Origin of the sequence: Pedobacter gandavensis, assembly GCF_032678465.1 — a bacterium.
Classification (GTDB): Bacteria; Bacteroidota; Bacteroidia; order Sphingobacteriales; family Sphingobacteriaceae; genus Pedobacter; species Pedobacter gandavensis_B.
In genome coordinates this window covers 36,263-53,142 of the sequence record NZ_JAVTSK010000008.1, presented here as the reverse complement: position 1 = coordinate 53,142, position 16,880 = coordinate 36,263, and the positions used below count along the sequence as shown (strand labels likewise).

Genomic DNA, 16,880 nt, shown 5'->3' with positions numbered 1-16,880 from the left:
GTACGCTTAATTGCTTAAGCCTTAATTATCAATTATTTCGCAAAAGAAACAGATCTGGTTTCCCTGATGACTGTTACTTTAATCTGACCTGGGTAAGTCATTTCTGTTTGAATGCGGTTAGAGATATCGGCTGCCAGCAATTCTGCCTGCTGATCGGTTACTCTTTCACTTTCTACTACTACCCTCAATTCTCTACCAGCCTGGATGGCGAAAGTCTTCTCTACACCAGGGTAAGAAAGCGCCAGTTCTTCCAGTTCTTTCAAACGCTTGATGTAACTTTCCACCACTTCACGACGGGCACCTGGACGCGCACCAGAGATGGCATCACAAGCCTGAACGATTGGTGAAATCATAGAAGTCATCTCGATCTCGTCATGGTGAGCACCAATGGCATTACAAATCTCAGGATGCTCCTTATATTTCTCTGCCAATTGCATTCCAAGGATGGCGTGAGGCAATTCCGGGTTATCATCAGGTACTTTACCGATATCGTGCAACAATCCCGCACGTTTCGCCATTTTAGCATTTAAGCCTAATTCAGCAGCCATTGTTGCACAGAAGTTGGCAACCTCACGTGAGTGATGTAATAAGTTCTGTCCATATGAAGAACGGTAACGCATACGTCCAACCATTCTGATCAGTTCAGGGTGTAAACCATGAATCTGCAGATCGATTACGGTACGTTCACCGATTTCTACGATTTCATCTTCAATTTGTTTCTTTGTTTTAGCAACAACCTCTTCGATACGTGCAGGGTGAATCCTGCCATCCGTTACCAGACGGTGTAATGCCAGACGTGCGATCTCCCTTCTTACCGGGTCGAATCCTGATAAGATAATTGCCTCAGGAGTATCATCAACAATGATTTCAATACCTGTAGCCGCTTCTAAAGCACGAATATTACGTCCCTCTCTACCAATTACACGACCTTTAATCTCGTCACTTTCAATGTGGAAGATGGAAACGGTGTTCTCAATTGCTGCTTCTACTGCAGTACGTTGAATCGTCTGAATCACCACTTTTTTCGCTTCTTTCGTTGCAGTCAGTTTGGCTTCATCTACGATATCTTTCACCTGAATCATTGCCTGAGTACGGGCTTCCTGTTTCATGTTTTCTACCAATTGGTTTTTGGCTTCTTCCGCACTAAGACCGGCAATGGTTTCCAACTGTTTCACATGCTGATTTTTCAACATGTCTACTTCTTCCTGCTTTCTAATCGCAGCTTCAGTCTGTTTCTCCAGGTTCTTTTTGGTATTGTCCAGATCCTGTTCCTTACGGCTCATGTTTTCCAAACGTTGATTAACAGATTGTTCTTTCTGTTTCATGGCGTTTTCACGCTGGTTGATCTGGTTATTTTTCGTATTTACTTCCTGCTCATGCTCAGATTTCAATTGTAAAAACTTCTCTTTTGCTTCCAGTAATTTGTCTTTCCTTAGAATTTCAGCCTTACTTTCGGCATCTTTAAGCATCTTTTTTACCTTGGTCTGTGCTGCAATTTCCTGGTTCTTCAGCAAGTTGCGCAGCAGGTATCTGCCTACCAGCACACCAACAACTAAGCCGGCCAGTACATATCCAATTATTCCTACTATTTCCATTTTAATTCATCTGTATTTATATATTTCCCTTGCCGCGCTGGCAGAACAAATCTGCTGTTCCTCACCATATGCGACAACGTAAATTTTGCCTGTAAAAAAAACCGCAACTAAATCTTTAAGTCCCACGTATTAAAAACCTCAACGAGTTATAATTAGAATTTAGGTCATTTTCAGGTACATCAATGCAAATGAAATACACCCTCTTAATTCTATAAAATATTGAAGTGTTAAGTTTTTAAAATTGTGAAACTCAAGATCTAGCTGCGGCTATATCGTTGTGCTAATCTTAACTCATATAAAGAACGATCCTATTTGGAGAAAAAATCATTTAATAAACTATCCAGTTCCTCTACTTTTTCGGCTACGGCAGAATCCTGATCCTGGACCTTGTTTTCTACCCTCAATACTGCCGTTGCATAGTGGAGTACTGCCATAGAAAGCAAATCCTGTTTATCTCTAACCGCATAATTTTCCTGATAGTCCTTTATGCGCTCATTGATGATCTTTGCTGCCCGCCTCACAATTTCTTCCTCTTCTGTATTTACCTTTAAAGGATAGATACGGTCGGAAATAGTTATTTTTATAGAGATTTCTCCCATTTCTTAGCTTTGTTTCACTTTTTTTGTTTTCCTTACTTCTTCAGTAAGACCACACACTTATCTATTTCACGCACAAAATCGTTAATTTTTTGCTTTATATCAAGTGTCTTTTCACTTGTACCTTCAATACTCTTCGCTAATTTCAGTACACGAAGCTTTTCTTCGAGGTCTACACGCTGATTTTTCGAGCTATCCAGTGCTACTTTTATAGATTGATTTTCTTGCTTTAATAAATCGTTTTCTTCCTGTAAGGCATTACAGAGCTCTATTACCTGAGCTGTTTTCTGCAATACTGAGTTTAATTGATCGGCAACCGAAGACATGTTATTAAAGTTTTTGTACTAATCTAAATATTTTTCAAAAGCAATAAATTATTTTCTTATTTCCGCTTTTGCTGTTTGCGCTAAGTTAGAAATAATCTTTTGCATCACCGCATCAATTTGCTTGTCGGTTAAGGTCTGCTCCTCATCCTGCAAAGTAAAGTTTAAGGCATAAGATTTCTTTCCTTCCGGCAAACGATCTCCCACATATACGTCAAAGACCTGTACACTCTTAATCAGCTTCTTCTCTGTTTTAAAAGCAATAGTTTTCAATTGATCAAAGGTCACATCCAGGTCTACCAACATCGATAAATCTCTTCTTACCGCAGGATATTTCGATACTTCCTTGTTCACAATTTTATTCTTTTTAATGATATCCAGCATCAATGCCCAGTCGAAATCTGCGTAAAACACCTCTTTCTCCACATCCGCTTTTTTTAGATCGGCTTTAGTCACCGCACCAAAAGTTACAATTGCTTTATCGCCTCTGAAGTATTTCAAACCATAAGCGAAGTTTTCATCATTAACCTCTTCCGACTGGTAATTACTAATTCCCATACGTCCGATTACTGCATCTACTGCCGCTTTCAAATTATAGAAAGAAACTGGTGATGCTTTATGATTCCATTGCTCTGATTGATTTGATCCAGACAAGACCAGGAGTAAACGCGGACGTTCCACGTATTTTTCATTGATCAGGTGGTAAGTTTTACCGAATTCATAGAACTTAATATCGGCGGTTTTCCTGTTGAGGTTATAAGCTACACTTTCCAGCGCCGGCATCAATAAACCCTGACGCATCACATTCAGGTCAGAACTCAATGGATTCAAAATCTGAACGGCTTCTTCCGGTGTTTTTGAATAAGCACCTTTAGTCAGCGAGTTACACCAGATCTCTAAATATCCGTTTGCAGTCAACATATCTGCAATCACATGTTGTGTTTGCTCTTTATCCGGCTTAGTGCTATAAGATAAAGAAGCATTTACTTTACTTGGGATCTCAATATTATTATAACCATAGATTCTCAATACCTCTTCTGTAACGTCACATTCGCGGGTTACATCTACTTTATAACTTGGTACTTTTAATGATAATCCTTCAACAGTCTCAGCAATCACCTTCATATTCAATGAAGTAATGATGGCTTTGATCTCTTCATGAGCGATTTCTACACCAATCAATCTGTTGATGTTGTGATAACTCACTTCTACATCAAATGCGTCAATAGCTACCGGGTAAATATCAGAAACCTGTGAAGAAATTTCTCCACCAGCCAATTCCTGAATCAATAAAGCCGCTCTTTTTAAAGCATAAACTGTGATTTCCGGATCAGTACCGCGCTCAAATCTGAAAGAGGCATCTGTCTTTAGTGCATGTCTTTTTGAAGTCTTACGTACTGATTTAGCATCGAAATAAGCACTTTCTAAAAAGATATTAGTGGTTGTTTCAGACACTCCTGAGTTTTTACCTCCGAATACTCCGGCGATACACATTGGCGCTTCTGCATTACAGATCATCAGATCATCAGCAGAAAGCTTGCGTTCAACACCATCCAAAGTCACAAAAGGAGTTCCTTCCGCACATTTCTTCACCATCACCTTGCCACCACTGAGCTGGTCGGCGTCAAAAGCATGTAATGGTTGTCCCAATTCATGCAATACATAATTGGTAATGTCTACGATATTATTGATCGGACGAATGCCGATTACTTTTAATTTATCCTGTAACCAATCTGGCGAAGTTTTCACAGTTACACCGGAGATAGAAACACTGCTGTATCTTGGGCAGGCCTCGGTATCTTCCACTGTTACCGGAATCGTCAGACTTTCATTCGCTGTAGTAAAAGCCCTTACATCCGGCATGGTTAAAGGCAGGCGTAAATAAGCCGCCAAATCTCTTGCTACCCCTAAATGTGAGGCTGCATCAGCCCTGTTAGGCGTCAATCCGATTTCATACAAATAATCATCTTCCAGCTTGAAATAAGATTTAGCGGTGATGCCTACAGGTGTATCTTCAGGGAGCACCATGATACCGGCATGAGAACCACCCAATCCAATTTCATCCTCAGCACAGATCATTCCTTCAGAAACTTCGCCTCTGATCTTTGATTTATTGATTTTGAAAGGCTCAGCATCATTCGGGTAAACGGTAGTCCCAACTGTAGCCACTACCACTTTCTGGCCTTCGGCAACATTTGGTGCACCGCAAACTACCTGTATATTTGTACCTGTACCTACATCAACTGTAGTTACACGTAAACGATCGGCATTAGGATGTTGCACACAACTGATGACATGTCCAATTACCAGTCCTTCTAAACCACCTGCAATCGGTTGTACGGTTTCCAGACTTTCAACTTCCAGCCCGATATTGGTCAGGATTAAGGAAAGTTCTTCAGGAGTTTTATCAGTTGTCAGGAATTGTGTCAGCCACTTGTATGATATCTTCATGTTATATATTCAGTATAAAATGCAAAGATATAAAATAATGCCGTCGGTGTAAACCTCTTAGAAAGATAAACGGGCAATAATTGGTAAGTGGTCTGATGGATACCTTAAATTTTTACTATCAGACAACACGCCGAACTTTTGCACTTTAAAACCTTTGTTTACAAAGATGTAATCAATCTTATCCTTTAAAGGGCTATCGAACTTAAAGTTATTGAAAGTCCCTTCAGGGCCATAGGCTGGTTCCGCTGAAGCCGTTTTGGCATCAATAAGGAAAGATTTGATCGTTGCAATGGCTTCAGTTTCTGGAGTAACATTCAAATCTCCGGTTAAAATCACCGGTAGAGTTGGTGCAATTTCCTGTATTTTTTTCTTGATGAGTTTAGCAGATTCGATACGTGCCTGTACCCCAATATGATCGTAATGTGTATTAAACACCAGAAATTCCTTTTTATTCTCGCGATCATACAGTCGTACCCATGAGCATACCCTGTTCAGCACAGCATCCCATCCTTTTGAGGGCTGATCTGGTGTTTCCGATAACCAGAATGTTCCCCCATCCTTTCGCGTAAACCTGGATTTGTCATAATAGATCGCAGAAAATTCACCGGCACGTTTTCCGTCTTCACGGCCCACACCTTCCATTGCATAATTGGTATTTTCCAGAAGTTGATCTACCTGTAAAGGCAGGGCTTCCTGCACGCATAAAATGTCCGCATCATGGAACCTCACCAAAGCCTTCACTTCGTCTTTACGATTTGGCCAGGCATTTACACCATCAGAAGCAACATTTAAGCGGATGTTATAAGACATCACCTGGAATGGTTTTCCCTTTTGGGCCCTAGCCGTTGCTACCAGAAGCAAACAGGCGATACTGATTTGTATGATTTTCTTCATGAGGCTAAATTAAGCCATCATCATTGAAACTAAAGAAAGATTTATTTGTAATAATTAAGTGATCGAGAATATGGAGGTCCAGCAATTTCCCTGAGGACACCAGCTTTGCGGTGAGCTTCAAATCCTCCTGACTAGGTTTCAGATTTCCGGAGGGATGGTTATGCGCCAGCACCACATAGGCTGCATTATGCTCCAGCGCTATCTTAAAAATCACCTTTGGATCAGCTACCGTACCGGTTAAACCACCTTTACTGATCTGTTGTTTGGAAATCACCTCATTGGCTCTGTTGAGCAATAAAACCCAAAATTCTTCATGAGGCAAATCAGTCATTACCGCAGAAAGTTCGCGGTAACAATCCTGAGCACTACTGATTTTTGGTAAAACAACAGCACCAGGCTTACGCCTGCGACCAAGTTCTAAAGCGGCGATAATGGAGATGGCTCTGGCGGCTCCAATTCCCCGAAATTTACATAAATCCTGGACAGTCAATCTGCCTAAAGCATCAAGGTCATGATTACAGGCAGCCAAAATCCGCTTACTCAAATCCACTGCAGACTCTTCCGAATTTCCCGAAACGATCAATATCGCCACCAGTTCTGCGTCAGTAAGATGCCGACGTCCATGCTGCAGTAGTTTCTCGCGGGGCCGGTCTGCTTCTGCCCATTGTTTAATTCCTATTCTCGGTTCGTATATAGCCATAAACAAAAAAACGGGATGTGCTATACGCACATCCCGTCTATAATATTGTAAAGCTATGCTTATTTTAAGCCATTAACAAATTTAGTCAATTTAGATTTGTTGTTAGCTGCTTTATTCTTGTGAATAACATTTTTCTTAGCCAAACGATCTAACATAGAGATTACTTTCGGTAATAACTCTCTTCCTGTTTTTTGGTCTTCAGCAGCACGTAACCTTTTGATAAAGGTACGAGTAGTTTTTGCCTGATATCTGTTACGTAAACGTTTAGTTGCGTTTGCTCTAATTCTTTTTAACGAAGATTTATGATTTGCCATTTTTCAATATTATAATATTCCTTTTCAAGCTTTCAAGAATATTGGGCACAAACCCAAACGCTACCAGCCTTTTGTTTTTCCTTTTTTTCGGACTGCAAATATAGAATTAATGTTTTTAATATGCAAAATGAACTCATAAAAATTTTTTATAAATCTTAATTATTGATTTATAATGCATTAGAAAGTCCGGATTGTTTAAAAATTTCAATTCAGATAAAGCATCCGCTATTGAACATACCTGCTACCCTAAGGTATTTTTATATGCTGCGACAAAGGTAACAGAAAAAATGAGATTAACAGAAAACAGCCGGAAAAGACTCAGCAGTTTACCTGGAAAGACTCCCAGGTTCGGTAGGGGTTGAGTAGGAGTTCAGCAGGAGTCTGGTTAGTCAAACCCTACATCAACTCCTACTCAACTCTTACTGAACCCCTTGGGGACCCCTACCGAACCCGCATCTCTTCCGCAACACTTCCCCTACTCTATTGCCATCATCTTAGCCTGAAAATAAAGGCTGATTTGAGCGATGTCTGCCTGGTTGTTTCTGAAGGATCTGTTTTCCTGCTTTCAGACCTGGCTTTCTAAATACTTACACTAGCTCAAAAAAATGAACACAAAGCGCCCAATACCAGACAAAAAGGACAAAAAGCAACAAAAAACTTCCAATGAAGGCTTAAAATACTATTTTTGAAAAATATTATCCGCCTTTTTAAAGAGGCAAAGCCAGCTTGATTTCTATTAAATCTAAATGCACCTATGAAAAAACGCATCGCTATATTCGCTTCAGGCTCGGGTTCCAATGCCCAGAAACTAATGGAGCATTTCAAACATCACCCGGAAGCTGAAATCGCATTGGTTCTGACCAACAATCCTGACGCATACGTATTGCAACGTGCGGATAATTTCGAAATCCCTTCCCATATTTTCGACAGGAATGAATTTTACCATAGCGACAAGATCATTGCTTTATTGAAAAACCTGGAAATTGACCTGATCGTTTTGGCTGGATTCCTATGGCTGATTCCGAAAAGCCTGATTCAGGAATACCCGGGTCGGATTGTCAACATTCACCCTGCTATACTGCCTAAATTTGGCGGCAAGGGCATGTATGGCGACCATGTCCACCATGCGGTGATGGCTGCAAACGAAACAGAAGGTGGCATCACTATTCATTATGTAGACGAAAACTACGATGAAGGCGAATACATTTACCAGGCCAAATACCGGATTGAAAAAGACGACAACCTGGAAATGATCAAATTCAAAGGGCAGCAACTGGAACACAATCACTATCCGCGTATTGTAGAATCGATCATCAAAAAAATCAAAAAATAGCCAGAAATTATTCGGATTCCTTTCTAAAAACCACAGGAAAAAGCACGATAAGTTTAGAAAGACAATCTTCCTTTAATATACTGCAAATAAGCATTTGACATTAAAAGAAAAATGGGTACTTTTGCGGCTCAAAATTTTTCTCTAATGAGTCAATCGATAAAGATCAAAAACGCTTTAATTTCAGTTTATTACAAGGATGGTTTAGAACCTTTAGTTCGCCTGTTAGCTAAACAGGGTGTCCAGTTATTTTCTACTGGTGGTACCGAACAATTTATTAAAGACCTAAATCTGCCGGTTACAGCAGTGGAAGACCTTACAGGTTATCCTTCTATTTTAGGAGGCAGGGTGAAGACATTACACCCAAAAGTTTTCGGTGGTATCTTAAATAGAAGAGGCCTTGCTTCAGATCAGGAGCAGATCAATGAATATGAGATTCCTGAAATCGACCTGGTTATTGTGGACTTATACCCATTCGAAGAAACTTTGAAAGCTGGTGGTACTGAAGAAGAAATCATTGAGAAAATTGACATCGGTGGTATCTCCCTAATCAGAGCAGCTGCCAAGAACTTCAATGACGTCGTTATTTTAGCTTCAAAAGACGACTATGCAACCTTACAACAACAATTAGAGGAACAAGCAGGAGAAACGACCATTGCACAGCGTAAAGCATATGCAAAAAAAGCTTTCCATACTTCTTCTCATTATGATACGGCCATCTTCAACTACTTCAATACTGAAGAGCCATTAAATGTATTCAAACAAAGCATCAATACTGCTCAGGTTTTGAGATACGGTGAAAACCCACACCAACAAGGTGTTTTCTATGGCGATTTAAATGCCATGTTCACTAAATTAAACGGCAAAGAGCTTTCTTACAACAACCTGGTTGATGTAGATGCAGCTGTTGCCTTAATCGATGAATTTGAAGAGCCTACATTTGCCATCTTAAAACATACCAACGCTTGTGGTGTAGCTTCAAAAGCAAGCATCAAAGAAGCATGGGATGTTGCATTGGCTTGTGATCCGGTAAGTGCTTTCGGTGGGGTATTGATTGCTAACCGCGAAATCGACTTAGCTACTGCTACAGAAATCAACAAATTATTCTTCGAAGTATTGATCGCACCATCTTATGCTGCTGAAGCTGTTGAGCTTTTCCGCGCTAAAAAGAACAGGGTGATCTTACAAAGAAATGAAGTAGAATTGAGCAAAAAACAATTCAAAACTTTATTGAATGGTGTGATTGAACAAGATAAAGATCTGATCATTGAAAATGCAGATCAAATGACAACAGTGACAGAAAAAGCTCCTACTGCTGAAGAGCTTAAGGATCTATTCTTCGCCAATAAAATTGTTAAACACACCAAATCTAATACCATTGTATTTGTAAAAAACAACCAGTTGTTATCAAGTGGTGTGGGACAGACATCCAGAGTTGACGCCTTGAAACAAGCCATCGTTAAAGCAAATGCCTTTAACTTTCCATTGGAAGGTTCAGTAATGGCATCTGATGCATTCTTCCCATTCCCTGACTGTGTAGAAATTGCAGCTGAAGCGGGTATTACTGCTGTTTTACAACCAGGTGGTTCGATTAAAGATGCCGACTCTATCCAGATGGCAAATGAGAAGGGCATCGCAATGGTTACCACAGGTATTAGACATTTTAAACACTAATTTATTTAACTGCGAATACAATAAAAAGACGTAGTTTTACATTATTATAGTATACAGGATTTTTAATACTTAAATTATCACCTAATAAATGGGTTTATTTAATTGGTTTACACAAGAGGTAGCTATCGACTTAGGAACAGCTAACACTCTAATCATACATAATGACAAGGTAGTAGTGGATGAGCCATCCATCGTTGCTTTCGACAGACAAACAAATAAAATCATCGCTATTGGTCGTCAGGCCATGCAAATGGAAGGAAAAACGCACGATAATATTCGTACCGTTAGACCGTTAAAAGATGGTGTAATTGCCGATTTCAATGCCGCAGAAGCGATGATCAAAGGAATGATCCGCATGCTGAATGGTGGTAAAGGTTGGATGTTCCCTTCTTTAAGAATGGTGATCTGTATTCCATCTGGTATCACTGAGGTAGAAAAACGTGCAGTTAGAGATTCAGCAGAAATCGCAGGCGCTAAAGAAGTTTACCTGATTCACGAACCTATGGCCGCTGCTGTAGGTATCGGAATTGACGTAGAAGAGCCGATGGGTAACATGATCATTGATATAGGTGGTGGAACAACAGAGATCGCAGTCATTGCCTTATCTGGTATCGTATGCGACCAATCGATCCGTGTTGCCGGAGATAACTTTGACTCAGACATCGTGAATTATATCCGTCGTCAGCACAACATCATGATTGGTGACCGTACTGCAGAGAAAATCAAAATTGAAGTAGGTGCCGCATTACCGGAACTTACTGATCCACCTGCAGATTTCGCCGTTCAGGGTAGAGATCTGATGACAGGCGTACCGAAACAAATCACTGTTTCTTACACTGAAATCGCACATTGTCTGGACAAATCCATTTCAAAAATTGAAGAAGCAATTCTTAAAGCATTAGAGATCACTCCTCCGGAGCTTTCAGCAGATATCTACCAAACCGGTATTTACCTGACAGGTGGAGGTGCATTATTACGCGGTTTAGATAAACGTGTAGCTGCAAAAACCAAGCTTCCTGTACATGTTGCCGAAGATCCGCTTCGTGCAGTAGTACGCGGAACTGGCATCGCCCTGAAAAACATTGGTGGTTATAAATTCTTAATGCAATAAAAGTATCCTGAGCTTAAGTTTTAAGTGCCTGGAGCGTAATCTTATGACAGCGCTTAAAACTTAAACTCAGTCTACAACACTAAAAAACCCCGAATCGAAAAGTATGCGTAACCTTTGGATTTTTATAAACAGATACAACGCATTTTTCTTTTTTATCATTTTCTTTACTATTGGAATTTATCTGACAGTGAGTAACAACTCCTATCAGCGCAGTGTAACCGTTAACTCTACCAATGAAGTAGTGGGTACTGCTTATAAAAACCTCAACGTATTAAAAAAATACCTCAATCTGGGGGATGTGAATGATAGCTTAGCTGCAGAAAATGCGAAGCTAAAAACAGAACTTCTTGCACTCAATACAATTGACAGTGCGAAAAATGTAGTCGTAAAAGACACGCTCAACAAAACTCAATACACTTACCTCTCCGCAAGAGTGATCAAAAATTCGATCACGCTAAGAAATAACATCATCACAATTAACCGTGGTTCGGCAGATGGCATTGCCAGTGGTATGGCCGTGATTTCTCCTGGAAAAGGTGTAGTAGGATATATCAGAGATGTTTCAGAACACCTTGCTACCATTGAATCCCTATTACATAAGGATACCAAAGTAAGTGTGACTTTAAAGAAAAACAATGCCCTGGGTACCCTCGTATGGGGAAGCAAGAATTTTGACTACAGAAAGGCCTATATCAAAGATGTACCCAACCACTTTAAAATTGCGTTGAAAGATACGGTGGTTACTTCTGGATTTTCCCGCTTTCCTGCAGGCATACTTGTGGGCAGGGTGAGCAATACCGGCATCGCCACAGGGGATAATTTCATGACGATCGAAATCGATCTTTTCAATGATTTTAGTACCTTACAATATGTTTACGTCATCAAAGACAAATTAGCAGAGGAACAGAAAGCTTTAGAATCAAAATTGCCAAATGAACAGTAAAATAATATTGGTAAACATCTTCAGATGGTTCTTACTACTTTTTATTCAGATCTTATTGCTCAGAAACCTGAGCTTTTACAGCCTGGCGACACCCTTTGTCTACATCCTGTTTTTACTATTACTACCCTTTAAAACTCCTAACCTCCTTTTGTACCTGATTGCTTTTGTAACGGGCTTAACACTGGATGCGTTTTATGATACCCTGGGCGTACATACTACAGCCTGTGTGACCCTGGCATTTGTCAGGATTTCCTTCATTGCCTTAACTGTCAACAAAGATAATTTCGACGAACCGGAACCTACTCTGGGAAATATGGGTTTCAAATGGTTTAGCATTTATGCGATCCTTTGCACCTTTGCACATCATCTAGTGTTGTTTTTCCTGGAAACCTTCCGTTTAACGGAATTCTCCTACACCTTGTTAAGGTGCCTTTTGAGCGCTATCTTTAGTTTATTTTTAATTATACTCATAGAATTCATTTTCTATAACAGGAAGGCACGCTAATGGACAATCTGTTTAACCGTAAATACATTATTCAGGGTTTGTTTATTGTTGTTGCCTTAATTTTATTAGGAACACTTTTCTACATACAGGTGGCCAGTGATAAATACTTCCTTTCTGCAGAAAGTAATGTATTGCGTAAAATCTACACCTTTCCTGCCAGAGGAGTAATTCTCGATAGAAATGAAAAGGTATTGGTACAGAATGAGCCGGTATATGACCTGATGGTGATTCCTAACCAGGTAAAAGAATTTGATACCCTTTCCCTGATCAACATCATTGGGATCGATATGAAACGCTTTAAGAAAAATTTCAATAAAGCGACCGTTCAATCCCGCTACCAGCCCAGCATCTTTGAGAAACAACTTTCCGTACAGATCTATGCGGCTTTATCTGAGCAGCTTTCCCGTTTTCCGGGTTTCTTTGTACAAAGCAGAACGGTAAGGTATTACCCCGACAGTGCTGCCGGCCATTTCTTTGGTTATGTAAAAGAAGTATCCAAGAAAGATATCGAAGAGAGCAACGGCTATTACCGCCCTGGCGATTATATCGGAAAAGCAGGAGTTGAAAAACAATATAATGATGTACTTCGGGGTGAAAAAGGGATCATCAACATGCTTTATGATGCCAGAAATGTACCGAAAGGAAGTTATGCAGAAGGTAAATTTGATACGCTGGCCAGATCCGGAGAAAAGGTAGTTTCTTCCCTTGATTTTCGCATTCAAAAACTAGGCGAAGAACTGATGAAAAATAAGGTGGGCAGTATTGTGGCCATTGAGCCGGCTACCGGAGAAATTCTTGCCTTTGTAAGTAGTCCGGGTTATGACCCCAATCTTATGGTGGGCCGTCAGCAGGGGAACAACTACATGGACCTGATCAATCAGGAAAAAAATCCAAACCGTGTTTTTACGGTTCGTCCTATTCAGGGATATTATTCGCCAGGATCTTCCTTTAAGCCCCTGGATGCCTTATTGGGCCTACAGGAAGGGGTTATCGATCCAAATACCACTTTCAATTGTCCGGGCTATTACATGGCCGGAAACCATAAGGTGAAATGTGAGCACGTAGATGGAAACATCAGTTTAAGGAAAGGTCTGTCCAGATCTTGTAATACCTATGCATTGTATGTATTCCAAAAGCTACTCACCCAAAAGAAATTTAAAAATCAAAGGATCGCCTATGAAGAATGGCAACAACGGGTACGGAAATTTGGCCTGGGTGAAAAACTGGGTGTAGATCTTCCAGCAGAACGTACCGGAAATTTATATACTGCAGATCATTACAACAAAAAATATGGCAATCGCTGGGGCTATACTACAGTCATCTCCTTAGGAATTGGTCAGGGAGAGATGGATGCTACCCCATTACAGATGGCTAACATCATGGCCATTATTGCGAATAAGGGTTTTTATGTAAAACCTCACCTGATCAAAGCCATCGGTGAAAACAAAGTGATTAAAAAAGAATATGCCCGCAAAAATTATGTGGGCGTAGATGCAAGACATTTTGATGCAGTAATTGACGGAATGCAGGATGCTGTAAATGCACCATGGGGTACCGCCAGACAATCTGCGATAGATAATATCCTGATGTGTGGTAAAACAGGTACGGTACAAAATCCACGTGGAAAAAACCACTCGGTATTTATTGGATTTGCCCCAAGGGAAAATCCAAAAATAGCCATTGCCGTGGTCGTAGAAAATGCAGGTTATGGAAGTTCATATGCTGCACCTATTGCCAGCTATATTGCGGAAAAATACTTGAAAGACAGCATTGCAGTGAACAAAAGAGCAAGTGTGGAATGGATGAAGAAACAAGTCATCCTACCGGTTCCTAAAAAACCAAAGCCGAGATTAAAACCAATGTTGAGTGATTCTTTGAAAAAAGATTCCTCAAGCAAATCATTGAGCCCGGCAAAGTTATTGCCAACGCCAGCTGCCGGAGGAACAACGCCTTCAGCAATAAGCAATACTATACCAGCTAAAACCATTACCAATCCAGTTAAACCGATTCATCCCATAAAATAAATGACAACACAACAAGGCAACCGTTTCTTTTTCAATGTAGACTGGATCACTATCCTGCTCTATGTGGCCTTGTGTACGATTGGTTTTGTCAATATTTATGCTTCGATCTTTAATGGTTCGGTAGCCAATGAATTCAGTTTTGCTACCAATTACGGGAAACAACTGGTCTTTATCATTACGGCATTGATCCTCGGTTTTTCCATCTTATTATTAGATGCCAAATTTTTCAGTGTCTTCTCCCCCATTGTTTATGGGGTCACAATGCTGCTCCTCATTGCTGTGCTTGTGGTAGGAAGAAAAGTAGCTGGAAATCAGGCCTGGATTCCTCTGGGAAGTTTCAGGCTCCAACCCTCCGAGCTTGCAAAGTTCGGTACAGCCTTACTGATCGCCCGTTATGTGAGTACCTTTAATCCTAAATTCAGGGATGTAAAATCTATCTTTTTTGCCGCAGTAATTGTAGGGATCCCCTTGTTTTTAATTCTCTTACAACCGGATATGGGATCGGCACTTGTGTTCCTTTCCTTCATGTTCCCACTATACAGGGAAGGTCTTTCAGGATACTTCCTCCTGATCTTTTTAGGAATGATCGTTTTATTTATTGCTGATTTCCTGGTTCCGGCACAAATATTAATTCCACTTATACTCCTGATCGGGGGTCTGTTCATCTATCAGAATAGAAGACGACACAAGGTGATGATCTCTTGTATCATTGTAACCGTAATTGCCATTTCTTACCTATTCCTGGTAAAAGTAGCATATGATAAGGTTTTAGAGCCACACCAACGCACCAGGATTGAGATCATGCTGGGACTTAAAACAGATCCTAAAGGAGCAGGGTACAACGTGATTCAGTCTAAGATTGCGATTGGCTCCGGACAGCTGACCGGAAGGGGATTTCTGGAAGGGACACAAACTAAATATGGTTATGTCCCTGAACAAAGTACTGACTTTATTTTCTCTACCATTGGTGAAGAATGGGGCTTTGTTGGTTGCTTTACGGTAATTGCATTGTATATATTTATGCTGTTACGCATCATCAACCTCGCCGAACGACAACGCTCCACCTTTTCAAGGGTATACGGCTATTGCGTTGCAAGCATCATCTTCTTCCACGTTTTCATCAACATAGGAATGACCATCGGGATCATTCCCGTGATCGGAATTCCTTTGCCTTTTATCAGTTATGGTGGTTCCTCTCTATGGAGTTTCACCGTGTTACTCTTTATATTCCTGAAACTGGACTCTAACCGGATGGGCTTTATTTAACAGGAAAACGTTGATGTAACAATTCATAAAACTTAGTTACCGTTGCTGATTTCCCCGTCCAGTTGTTTTTTTCTGCATAGTTATTTTGCAAAAAAGTATCGGCAGTCTTGAAATCAGGCATCTTATTCAACAGTTCGATGACCTCTGCATAAGCAAGGTTATAACCGTTAAACAGGTCTTTTATGTACAACATTTTATCATTTAGATTGATGCCATGTTTCAAATCACTCAGTGTACTTCTTTGTGCATCAGTGTTGCTACTAACAGGACTTTTGCCCAACTGACTAGCCAGACGTTCATTTAAAGACATCGGCTTTGATAACGCCTCAGCGCTACCCAACGTATTTATGGCCTCCGAAACCGGTTCAGCCTCAGTAATCATCCTTTCCGCAACCGGGTCTTTCTGCAATTCAGTAGCTGCAGGAGGAATGATCGATTCTTCTTTAGCCACTAAGAAAGGTTCAGGTCCAACCTCATCCAGCATTTCAGTTTCCTTTACCTGCTGTTGATGATCTTGCTGAGCTTCTTCTTGCTGCTGAGCTTCCTGTGCTCTTTGCTTTTCCGCAATGATTTGTTCTTCCTCCGGACTTAAAATACGGTCAAAAATATTATCCACAGATTTTTCCTCGAAGTCGAACTTATCGGTCGCACCAATATCTTTAAGAATAAACTCAAAAGTAGAAGGTTCAGGCTGTGCCAGACTTTCGGCAATGATGGGATTTTGAAACCCAGCTTGCTCCTCTTCCTCCGGATTCGGTGTATGTTCAACTGCTATCGTTTCAACTTTGGATTCCTGCAATGAGGTTTTATCTGTATTTTCCAGCTTTACATTTTCTAAAGAAGGGGCTGAATTCTGCTGAGCCGCTGAGGGATTTTCCCAGATGATCCCATTTGTATCTGCTACATTTTGGTTCTCCTGACCGGTATGCTCAGGGATTTCCCGGGTTACTTTTGCTGAATTTAATTTCCTGACAATCTGAACATGATCTGATAGAAAATTAGCATTCGCCATAAAAAGTTCCAGCTCTAACTCGTTTAATTGCTGCTGGTTTCTTGCCAAATAAGCATATTGATCTTGTAGTTCTTCTAAAATCAATCCTATCTTTCTAAAAATATCTTCCTGGTTCATCATAGGCTAATAACGATAATTTTGA

Annotated in this window: 15 protein-coding genes; 7 read left to right on the top strand and 8 right to left on the bottom strand. The window is 40.4% G+C overall.

Annotated features, from left to right (window positions below; all coding sequences use genetic code 11):
* Positions 1 to 32: 32 nt before the first annotated feature.
* From rny to rpsT, 7 genes are all read right to left on the bottom strand, one after another.
* Positions 33 to 1,595: a ribonuclease Y gene (gene rny, locus R2Q94_RS15335; RefSeq protein ID WP_316822350.1), complete on the bottom strand. Its 1,563-nt coding sequence runs from the start codon at positions 1,593 to 1,595 to the stop codon at positions 33 to 35.
* A 308-nt stretch (positions 1,596 to 1,903) separates the two neighbouring features.
* Positions 1,904 to 2,194, bottom strand: coding sequence for a cell division protein ZapA (locus R2Q94_RS15330; protein WP_316822349.1), 291 nt, complete (start codon positions 2,192 to 2,194; stop codon positions 1,904 to 1,906).
* A 32-nt stretch (positions 2,195 to 2,226) separates the two neighbouring features.
* Positions 2,227 to 2,517 carry a hypothetical protein gene (locus R2Q94_RS15325; protein ID WP_316822348.1) on the bottom strand — a complete coding sequence of 97 codons (291 nt, stop codon included), beginning with the start codon at positions 2,515 to 2,517 and terminating at the stop codon, positions 2,227 to 2,229.
* A gap of 48 nt (positions 2,518 to 2,565) precedes the next feature.
* Positions 2,566 to 4,965, bottom strand: a complete 2,400-nt coding sequence (gene pheT / locus R2Q94_RS15320) for a phenylalanine--tRNA ligase subunit beta (RefSeq protein ID WP_316822347.1) — start codon at positions 4,963 to 4,965, stop codon at positions 2,566 to 2,568.
* Positions 4,966 to 5,022: 57 nt separating this feature from the next.
* Positions 5,023 to 5,859, bottom strand: coding sequence for an endonuclease/exonuclease/phosphatase family protein (locus R2Q94_RS15315; protein ID WP_316822346.1), 837 nt, complete (start codon positions 5,857 to 5,859; stop codon positions 5,023 to 5,025).
* Between the two features lie 4 nt (positions 5,860 to 5,863).
* Positions 5,864 to 6,559 carry a RadC family protein gene (radC, locus tag R2Q94_RS15310; RefSeq protein ID WP_316822345.1) on the bottom strand — a complete coding sequence of 232 codons (696 nt, stop codon included), beginning with the start codon at positions 6,557 to 6,559 and terminating at the stop codon, positions 5,864 to 5,866.
* 59 nt (positions 6,560 to 6,618) lie between these two features.
* Complete coding sequence (gene rpsT, locus R2Q94_RS15305) at positions 6,619 to 6,873, bottom strand: 30S ribosomal protein S20 (protein WP_316822344.1); 255 nt, start codon at positions 6,871 to 6,873, stop codon at positions 6,619 to 6,621.
* Positions 6,874 to 7,627: 754 nt separating this feature from the next.
* Here rpsT and purN point away from each other — a divergent pair.
* The 7 genes from purN to rodA all read left to right on the top strand — a co-directional run bounded on the left by purN (position 7,628) and on the right by rodA (position 15,726).
* Positions 7,628 to 8,206, top strand: a complete 579-nt coding sequence (purN, locus tag R2Q94_RS15300) for a phosphoribosylglycinamide formyltransferase (RefSeq protein ID WP_316822343.1) — start codon at positions 7,628 to 7,630, stop codon at positions 8,204 to 8,206.
* Positions 8,207 to 8,350: 144 nt separating this feature from the next.
* Positions 8,351 to 9,877, top strand: a complete 1,527-nt coding sequence (gene purH / locus R2Q94_RS15295; RefSeq protein WP_316822342.1) for a bifunctional phosphoribosylaminoimidazolecarboxamide formyltransferase/IMP cyclohydrolase — start codon at positions 8,351 to 8,353, stop codon at positions 9,875 to 9,877.
* Between the two features lie 88 nt (positions 9,878 to 9,965).
* On the top strand, positions 9,966 to 10,988 hold the full coding sequence (locus tag R2Q94_RS15290) for a rod shape-determining protein (protein ID WP_008246482.1): 1,023 nt from the start codon (positions 9,966 to 9,968) through the stop codon (positions 10,986 to 10,988).
* 103 nt (positions 10,989 to 11,091) lie between these two features.
* Positions 11,092 to 11,931, top strand: coding sequence for a rod shape-determining protein MreC (gene mreC / locus R2Q94_RS15285; RefSeq protein WP_316822341.1), 840 nt, complete (start codon positions 11,092 to 11,094; stop codon positions 11,929 to 11,931).
* Entirely contained in the window at positions 11,921 to 12,436 is a 516-nt protein-coding gene (mreD, locus tag R2Q94_RS15280) for a rod shape-determining protein MreD (RefSeq protein WP_316822340.1), read from the top strand. Before mreC ends, mreD begins: the two co-directional genes overlap by 11 nt.
* A complete protein-coding gene (gene mrdA / locus R2Q94_RS15275; RefSeq protein WP_316822339.1) occupies positions 12,436 to 14,460 on the top strand; it encodes a penicillin-binding protein 2 in 2,025 nt (674 codons plus the stop codon). The genes mreD and mrdA overlap by 1 nt, the downstream gene beginning before the upstream one ends.
* Positions 14,461 to 15,726 carry a rod shape-determining protein RodA gene (gene rodA / locus R2Q94_RS15270; protein WP_316822338.1) on the top strand — a complete coding sequence of 422 codons (1,266 nt, stop codon included), beginning with the start codon at positions 14,461 to 14,463 and terminating at the stop codon, positions 15,724 to 15,726. It begins immediately after the preceding gene.
* On the opposite strand, the gene R2Q94_RS15265 is transcribed toward rodA, so the two are convergent.
* A complete protein-coding gene (locus R2Q94_RS15265) occupies positions 15,719 to 16,858 on the bottom strand; it encodes a hypothetical protein (protein ID WP_316822337.1) in 1,140 nt (379 codons plus the stop codon). The two genes, rodA and R2Q94_RS15265, sit on opposite strands and share 8 nt — an antisense overlap.
* Positions 16,859 to 16,880 lie beyond the last annotated feature (22 nt).

Excerpts from the sequence above, each read along its gene's own strand:
- rny (WP_316822350.1), bottom strand. The coding sequence starts at position 1,595 with ATGGAAATAGTAGGAATAATTGGATATGTACTGGCCGGCTTAGTTGTT.
- R2Q94_RS15330 (WP_316822349.1), bottom strand. The coding sequence starts at position 2,194 with ATGGGAGAAATCTCTATAAAAATAACTATTTCCGACCGTATCTATCCT.
- R2Q94_RS15325 (WP_316822348.1), bottom strand. The coding sequence starts at position 2,517 with ATGTCTTCGGTTGCCGATCAATTAAACTCAGTATTGCAGAAAACAGCT.
- pheT (WP_316822347.1), bottom strand. The coding sequence starts at position 4,965 with ATGAAGATATCATACAAGTGGCTGACACAATTCCTGACAACTGATAAA.
- R2Q94_RS15315 (WP_316822346.1), bottom strand. The coding sequence starts at position 5,859 with ATGAAGAAAATCATACAAATCAGTATCGCCTGTTTGCTTCTGGTAGCA.
- radC (WP_316822345.1), bottom strand. The coding sequence starts at position 6,559 with ATGGCTATATACGAACCGAGAATAGGAATTAAACAATGGGCAGAAGCA.
- rpsT (WP_316822344.1), bottom strand. The coding sequence starts at position 6,873 with ATGGCAAATCATAAATCTTCGTTAAAAAGAATTAGAGCAAACGCAACT.
- purN (WP_316822343.1), top strand. The coding sequence starts at position 7,628 with ATGAAAAAACGCATCGCTATATTCGCTTCAGGCTCGGGTTCCAATGCC.
- purH (WP_316822342.1), top strand. The coding sequence starts at position 8,351 with ATGAGTCAATCGATAAAGATCAAAAACGCTTTAATTTCAGTTTATTAC.
- R2Q94_RS15290 (WP_008246482.1), top strand. The coding sequence starts at position 9,966 with ATGGGTTTATTTAATTGGTTTACACAAGAGGTAGCTATCGACTTAGGA.
- mreC (WP_316822341.1), top strand. The coding sequence starts at position 11,092 with ATGCGTAACCTTTGGATTTTTATAAACAGATACAACGCATTTTTCTTT.
- mreD (WP_316822340.1), top strand. The coding sequence starts at position 11,921 with ATGAACAGTAAAATAATATTGGTAAACATCTTCAGATGGTTCTTACTA.
- mrdA (WP_316822339.1), top strand. The coding sequence starts at position 12,436 with ATGGACAATCTGTTTAACCGTAAATACATTATTCAGGGTTTGTTTATT.
- rodA (WP_316822338.1), top strand. The coding sequence starts at position 14,461 with ATGACAACACAACAAGGCAACCGTTTCTTTTTCAATGTAGACTGGATC.
- R2Q94_RS15265 (WP_316822337.1), bottom strand. The coding sequence starts at position 16,858 with ATGATGAACCAGGAAGATATTTTTAGAAAGATAGGATTGATTTTAGAA.